This window comes from Nitrosomonas sp. Nm132, from assembly GCF_900100485.1.
Taxonomy (GTDB): Bacteria; Pseudomonadota; Gammaproteobacteria; order Burkholderiales; family Nitrosomonadaceae; genus Nitrosomonas.
Genome location: NZ_FNDH01000074.1, coordinates 1 through 6,881 on the forward strand (window position 1 = coordinate 1; position 6,881 = coordinate 6,881).

The window sequence follows — 6,881 nt, forward strand, 5'->3', positions numbered from 1 at the left end:
AAGCGGAGGATAAAACAAGATATCTCCATAATATTATGGCACTATATTACGTATTTGAGCGTGCCACAAAATACAAAGCTTTGTATATCAGTTAGTTAGAAATATACGAAACGGAAAAAGGGAGAGAATTTAGCAGGATGAGGTTAAAGATGGGTTAACATGATAAGGAGCTTGTTCATAGGATACCGATCAGAATGATTGCCAAGCTGAGGCCGATACATTACTTACCCGTCAAGATACTGCCGCAGCCCGATGAGACCACCTGTGGCCCGACCTGCCTGCATGCGGTTTATCACTATTGGGGGAAGCACGACTCACTGGAAGATATTATTGCCCGCACGCGCAAACTGGAAAGCGGCAGCGGCACATTTGATGTTTTTCTGGCATGTGATGCGTTACGCAATGGTTTTCAGACTACGATCTATACCTATAATCTGAAGGTGTTCGACCCGACCTGGTTCGCTGCAGGGGTAGATATTGCCGGGCGATTGCGACAGCAGCGTGAAGCCAAAACGGATCGCAGGTTGCGCTACGTGACCGAAGGCTATTTGGAATTCCTCAGTCTGGGCGGGCAGCTACGGCTGGTGGATCTCTCTCATTCACTGATTCATGGTCTATTGCGTCGTGGCCTGCCGATTTTGACTGGCTTGAGCTCGACGTTTTTGTACCGTGTTGCGCGCGAGCATGGGCCAGATGATGTGCCGGATGATATACGCGGTTCTCCTGCTGGGCATTTCGTAGTCATCAATGGCTATAACCGTACCAAACGCACCTTGCTCGTGGCCGATCCCTATGGACCGACTCAGGAATACTGGAGCAATATCGACCGGGTGATCGGCGCGATTCTGTTAGGAATCGTGACGTATGATTCTAACTTGCTCATCATCCATCCGCCACACACCCTCGAGCAACCAGCGATTGAATTACCATGAGTATCCTCATCGTTGTAAGCAATCCTCGTGACTGGCCGCTGGCTATTCCCGATGTCACGGTGGTGTCTGCAAGAGTATATCTGACCGATCCAGCTTACGGCAGCCAGCTTAGAGCACGGGTATTCAATCTGTGTAAATCCTACCGCTACCAGAGCCTTGGCTACTATGTTTCGCTGCTCGCAGAGGCACGCGGGCATAAGCCTTTTCCCCGAGTGAACGCGATCGAGGATCTGCAATCTCCAGGTTTAGTGCGATTGATTACTGAGAATCTGGATGAGCGGATACAAAAATCCCTGTCAGCGATCAAATCTGAGCATTTCGAACTCAGCATTTATTTTGGTCACAATGTGGCCAAACATTACGATCAGCTCAGCCGTCAGCTGTTTAATTTGTTGCAAGCGCCGTTGCTGCGTGCTTATTTCGATCGCCACGATGGCCAGTGGCGCCTTCGTAGCATCAAGACCATTGCAGCGAGCGATATTCCGCCGCAACACCAGGATTTTGTGGTGCAGGCTGCCACAGATTATTTTTCGGGGCGTAAACCGTGGTCACCCCGACTGATTGCGCCACGCTACGATTTAGCCATTTTGCGTGATCCCAACGATCCTGAGCCACCGTCCAATGCCAAGGCGATGAAACAATTTGAGAAGGCTGCGGAGAACCTGGGAATGCATGTCGAATTCATTACGCGTACTGATTTTGGCCGATTGCCCGAATTTGATGCGCTGTTTATTCGCGATACCACCTATGTCAACCATTACACCTATCGCTTTTCGCGGCGGGCTGCCGCCGAAGGATTGGTCGTGATCGATGATCCGAATTCCATCCTGAAGTGTAACAACAAGGTTTATCTGGCTGAATTACTGACCCGCCGCCGCATTCCTGTGCCGAGAACCTTGCTGGTGCATCGAGACAATGTCGAACAGGTCATCCCCACGCTCACTTTGCCGTGTGTGCTCAAGCAGCCGGATAGCTCATTCTCGCTGGGAGTAGCCAAGGTCGAGACAGAAAAAGAATTGCGCTGCAAAGTAAACGAGTTGCTGGGCAAATCGGAGTTGATTGTTGCCCAGGAATATCTGCCGACTGAATTTGATTGGCGGGTGGCCATACTCGACCGTCGCCCCCTATTCGTCTGCAAGTACTTCATGGCGCCGGGGCACTGGCAGATCGTCAAACATGGAGGACAGAAACGCGATTACGTCGAAGGGCTGACGCAAGCAGTGTCACTGGAGGAAGCGCCAACCAAAGTAGTGAAGATGGCGCTCAAGGCAGCCAATTTAATCGGTGATGGTTTTTATGGCGTGGATATCAAGCAGGTCGGCAAGCGCTGTTACGTCATTGAAATCAATGACAATCCCAATGTCGATGCCGGCAATGAAGACGGCATTCTCCAGGATGATCTGTATCAGCAGATCATGACGGTATTCTTGCATCGGTTGGATAGGCACAAGCAGGGAGAGTGGCGGTGAAGGCCGCATTGCCTGCTTTGCCCGCTTTTTCCGGCTACGGCATTGAATTGGAGTACATGATTGTCGACCGCGAGTATCTTTCCATCCGGCCCATAGCGGATAAATTGCTGCACCAACTCTCGGGCGAATATGCTTCCGAGGTCGAACATGGCCGGCTGGCCTGGTCCAATGAAATCGTGCTGCATCTGATTGAGCTCAAGAATGCTCATCCCGAACCGGTGATTGAATCGCTTCCCGCGTTGTTTCAAAGCGAAATCCAGCGCATCAACCGTGAGCTTGAATCCCTGAGCGCAAAGCTGATGCCGTCTGCCATGCATCCCTGGATGGATCCCCGGTTGGAGACAGCGCTGTGGCCGCGTGACAACGCAGAAATTTACCGCGCTTATGATCGTATTTTTAATTGCAAGCGGCATGGCTGGGCCAACCTGCAGAGTATGCACTTAAATATGCCGTTTGCTGACGATGCCGAGTTTGCCCGCCTGCATACCGCCATCCGGCTGCTGTTACCCATTCTGCCTGCCTTGGCAGCGAGCTCACCGATAACCGAAGGGCATCATGCCGGTTTTCTGGATGGCCGCATGGCGCATTACCTGACGCATCAAATGAAAATTCCCTCGACGATGGGTAAAGTAATACCCGATACGATCACCACCCATGCCTCATATGAAACGCAGATTCTAGCGCCGATGTACCGTGAAATCGCAGCGCTGGATTCAGAGGGCGTATTGCAGCACGAATGGCTCAATGTACGGGGTGCAGTGGCCCGTTTCGTTCGCAATGCCATTGAAATCCGGGTAATCGATGTGCAGGAATGCCCGTATGCCGATCTGGCCATTGCCGCGGTCGTGCGTGACATCGTGCATGCATTGTATGACCAACGAACCGCAGCACTCGCGGATCAGCAGGCGATCAGCACGGATGCTCTGGTCAAGATCCTGCATGACTGCATCCGGGATGGTGAGCAAGCCAGGATCACTGATCATCAATATCTGGCGCTGCTGGGTTTTTCTCTACAACATTGTGAAGCACGTGAGCTGTGGCAGCATCTCATCGTATCGATGATACCGGAGCAGACGAGGCAACCCTGGCAAGAGGCATTAACCACTATCCTGGAACAGGGCCCCCTGGCGCGTCGCATTTTACGCGTAATCGATCAAGATTTTAGCCAGACACGACTACAGGCCGTTTACCGTGAACTGTGCGATTGTTTGGCTGAGGGACGGCTGTTTCGTGGAATAGGTTAAAGCCAGGGCAGAGAGGAAGATGTGACCTCAACGACTCATTTTGTCAACAGCGGTGAGCACATTGGCTATCGCACACCGTGTCAATATCTACCTCATTTTTTGCAGCTTCAAGTCTTTGCCGCGTAGTCATCGTAGTTATGCCCGTGGAACATTGCGAGGGGGCTGGTTCTGGACGCAAAAATACGTTCTGCCTTGAACTACAAAAAATAATCCATCAAAATGGGACTACTCCAACTCCAGCTAGTATTTTAAGTATATCTTCTCAGAAGACTTCCTGTAGCGGATCATACTCGTCTGGTTTATTATCCGTCATAGCAGTGTTTTCCTATTTCAAGAGTTGATCTGGTGAGATTAGATCTTTGTTAGCAAGTCACACTGCCTCCTTCTCCGGTCATACACCAGAAATGATCATGGCTCCAATCGTGTGTTGAGCTGGAATTTCAAAACTGGGGGCTAAACGTATAAGGAGTGATATCGTGATAAATTTAGCAATGGTTTTTCTGGTAATAGCCATAATTGCAGGTCTTTTAGGCATTACTGGCGTAATGAGTATTGCTATTGAAATGGCCTGGATTTTATTTGTGGTTGGCCTCATTCTAGCCATCCTATTCTGGGTAATCGGAAGACGTCCACCACCGATCTAATTTTATTCTGTAGAAAGAACCTTATACCCTTGCGCTGGTTACCTATGAAGGGGAGTGCGAGGTTTTTGCGGCGGGGCCAGACCCTGCTGAGGTAGTGGTGGAGGATCCAGTACCTGGCCTCACGAAGCAGGTACATGATCTTCACCGCCGCTTCTACCGCAAATATGAGCAAGGCTAATGAGTGTGCCCCCTTATCTCGCTCACACTACGCAGACATGGAGGGTGTGATGACTTAAGCGGTTGCACTTTTTTGAGGTGAGGGTTCGCCTTGCTTGATATACATGGAAACAGTTTTTTTGAGCCGATCAGCGTATTGATAGATACGCTGAGAGACCATCTATCCTGAACGTTGCATAAATTTTCTGTTACCTACTCTGGTTTCTACGTAAGCGTCCGGTGCTACCGACTGTTATTCTTTCTGCGTTAGTGATTTAATGAATTCCGGTGTCAATGGTAACAATTCATCGATGCAACTATTGGGCCAGGCAGGGAGTTTAGTGAGCGTATCGTTGAGCCATGCAGATGGGTCCAGTCCATTGAGTTGAGCGGTGCCGAACAAAGTTTGGATAGCAGCTGCACGCTGGCCGGCGCGCTCTGAGCCGGATTGAATTTTCAACCGGGTTGTTGTCGATGGACAGGTGGCCGCTTTGTGCGTAACGAATCAGGCTCGGCCAGCGTTTCAGCGTATAGTCTAACGCTTTGGCAGAACCACCGCCATTGGCAGTTTGCCCCAAATTCCGCGATTGAATTTTTGGTTCTATGTGCTGAATTCAAGGAAGGGTAGCGCCCCCTTCTCTCGAAGGCTGTTTGTTGACGCTGACTGAAGCTGACATAATTAGCCTCCTTGATAGTAAAGAAAGTGTGCAATCCATGAGCAAGCAATTTCCCTTCCAACGGGTGTCTCACGCAGCTAAATGGGTGTTGTCCGGTCTGATTCTGATCGGCCCCGTTTCAGCGGAAGAATTGAGAGATCCAGAACTTTATAAGCAGGAGCTTCTGGCCATTGAAAAGCGCTTGGATGCAAAACTGAAGGCGCTGGATGAGAAACTGGAACGACTCGAGAAACTGGAATCGGCGACGACTACCGTTACCGCGCCAGTGGCGCCTGACAGTGCAGCGCAGGTAAAAACTGAAGAAATTAAGCCTGTCCAAGCTGCAGAGGAAAAAAAATCTGACAAGGCGGAATCTAAATCACAGGACCGCTTTGCCAATGTCAGTTATGGCAAGAACGGGTTTGAATTCAGAACCGATAATGACAAATTCTCGCTGGCCATCCAGAACCGGATTCAAGTCAGGTATGCCGATCCATTTGACAGCGATCCGCGCTCAGTCAGCGATCTGGAGCGCGATGAAAGTTCATTCATGATCCGCCGGGCGCGGACCAAACTCAAAGGGTACGCCTACTGGCCATGGCTGCAATATTATTTGCAGTATGACTGGTCTCAGCCGGTGTTGCGTGATTTAAGCTTGACCATGGATAAATTCAAATGGGCTAAATTGTGGGTAGGCCGCGGCAAGGTCTTCTATAACGACGAGCGGGTCAGCTCCTCCGGCAATCAGCAGTTCGCCAACCGCTCTATCGTCAACGATATTTTCACGGTAGACCGGCAGCAGGGAGCGCAAATATTCGGCAATCTGTTTCCCGGCAGCTGGCACGATATCAGCTATTATACCGGCGTCTTTACTGGCCTGGGTGTAGGCGAACGCAGCAATGACGATGATCGTATGATGTACTCTGGCAGACTGCAGTGGAATGCACTGGGTGGGGAAATGCCCTTTTCCCAGTCTGATATTGAATTTCATGAAAAGCCAGCACTCAATTTCGCATTCGCAGCCGCCACTAACCGCAGCAAATGCACGGCATTCGAGACCGACAGCAGGAGTTGCCGGGATTTGCCTGGCTTCAGCCCAGGACAAGATGGGCAGTACCGCATCAATCAGATGCTGGAGGAAGTCCGTTTCAAATGGCAGGGTTTTTCTGTTCAACACGAAATGCACTGGAAAGAAGTCGTCGATACCCGTAAAGAGCGAAGCGATCCTGCGCGAAAAACCAACCTTATGGGTGGTTTGGTTCAAGCTGGATACTTTCCCCACTACATTTTCCCGATCATACCCAAGAATCTAGAGCTCGCCGGACGGTATGCATTCGTTGATCCTAATGTCAATTTCAATAACGACGATCTGCAACAGGAAGCCAGCGGAATAATGACTTATTTCTTTAATGGCCATTTAAACAAGGTGAATTTTCAAGTTAGCCATCTAACCGTTGGCGACAAATCGAATCAGCGATACTGGCTACAATGGGATTTCTCGTTTTAAATCGCATTCATGAACAAAAAGGCTGCCAGTATGGTGCATCCACCGCAGTGCGCGAAGTCGTCCACCCGCCGGCCAGACTTCCGATGCGCACCAGATCGTAATTCGCGGTAACAAACCGAAGCTGTCCGCTGACTTTCTTGCGCCCGGCCAACTTCAGCTTCAGACAACCTGATCTCGGAGCATCCCTCGTTTTTAAAGCATTCTAAAGAACAAATATAAATCAATCGATTACATGTGCCAGGGGAGGAGATACAAAAATAGGCAGTCAAACAA

6 protein-coding genes and 1 pseudogene are annotated in these 6,881 nt (G+C 50.2%); 5 read left to right on the top strand and 2 right to left on the bottom strand.

Annotation, left to right across the window (positions count from 1 at the left end; translation table 11 throughout):
- The first annotated feature begins 194 nt into the window (after nucleotides 1–194).
- From BLP80_RS14000 to BLP80_RS14015, 4 genes are all read left to right on the top strand, one after another.
- Entirely contained in the window at nucleotides 195–932 is a 738-nt protein-coding gene (locus BLP80_RS14000) for a C39 family peptidase (RefSeq protein WP_090544255.1), read from the top strand.
- A complete protein-coding gene (locus BLP80_RS14005; protein WP_090544257.1) occupies nucleotides 929–2,401 on the top strand; it encodes a RimK family protein in 1,473 nt (490 codons plus the stop codon). The genes BLP80_RS14000 and BLP80_RS14005 overlap by 4 nt, the downstream gene beginning before the upstream one ends.
- Nucleotides 2,392–3,645, top strand: a complete 1,254-nt coding sequence (locus BLP80_RS14010) for a carboxylate-amine ligase (RefSeq protein ID WP_256325119.1) — start codon at nucleotides 2,392–2,394, stop codon at nucleotides 3,643–3,645. Before BLP80_RS14005 ends, BLP80_RS14010 begins: the two co-directional genes overlap by 10 nt.
- Nucleotides 3,646–4,136: 491 nt before the next feature.
- On the top strand, nucleotides 4,137–4,289 hold the full coding sequence (locus tag BLP80_RS14015) for a DUF1328 domain-containing protein (RefSeq protein ID WP_256325120.1): 153 nt from the start codon (nucleotides 4,137–4,139) through the stop codon (nucleotides 4,287–4,289).
- A gap of 409 nt (nucleotides 4,290–4,698) precedes the next feature.
- On the opposite strand, the pseudogene BLP80_RS14020 reads toward BLP80_RS14015, so the two are convergent.
- Nucleotides 4,699–5,005, bottom strand: a pseudogene (locus BLP80_RS14020) (transposase domain-containing protein); the annotation flags it as partial.
- A gap of 154 nt (nucleotides 5,006–5,159) precedes the next feature.
- On the opposite strand from BLP80_RS14020, the gene BLP80_RS14025 reads away from it, so the two are divergent.
- Nucleotides 5,160–6,608 carry a porin gene (locus BLP80_RS14025; protein ID WP_090544263.1) on the top strand — a complete coding sequence of 483 codons (1,449 nt, stop codon included), beginning with the start codon at nucleotides 5,160–5,162 and terminating at the stop codon, nucleotides 6,606–6,608.
- On the opposite strand, the gene BLP80_RS15995 is transcribed toward BLP80_RS14025, so the two are convergent.
- Nucleotides 6,605–6,881 (bottom strand): hypothetical protein (locus tag BLP80_RS15995; protein ID WP_218120465.1); only part of this gene is annotated, 277 nt, incomplete at its 5' end. The genes BLP80_RS14025 and BLP80_RS15995 overlap by 4 nt on opposite strands.

Coding starts and splice junctions, on each gene's coding strand:
- BLP80_RS14000 (WP_090544255.1), top strand. CDS start 195: ATGATTGCCAAGCTGAGGCCGATACATTACTTACCCGTCAAGATACTG.
- BLP80_RS14005 (WP_090544257.1), top strand. CDS start 929: ATGAGTATCCTCATCGTTGTAAGCAATCCTCGTGACTGGCCGCTGGCT.
- BLP80_RS14015 (WP_256325120.1), top strand. CDS start 4,137: ATGGTTTTTCTGGTAATAGCCATAATTGCAGGTCTTTTAGGCATTACT.
- BLP80_RS14025 (WP_090544263.1), top strand. CDS start 5,160: ATGAGCAAGCAATTTCCCTTCCAACGGGTGTCTCACGCAGCTAAATGG.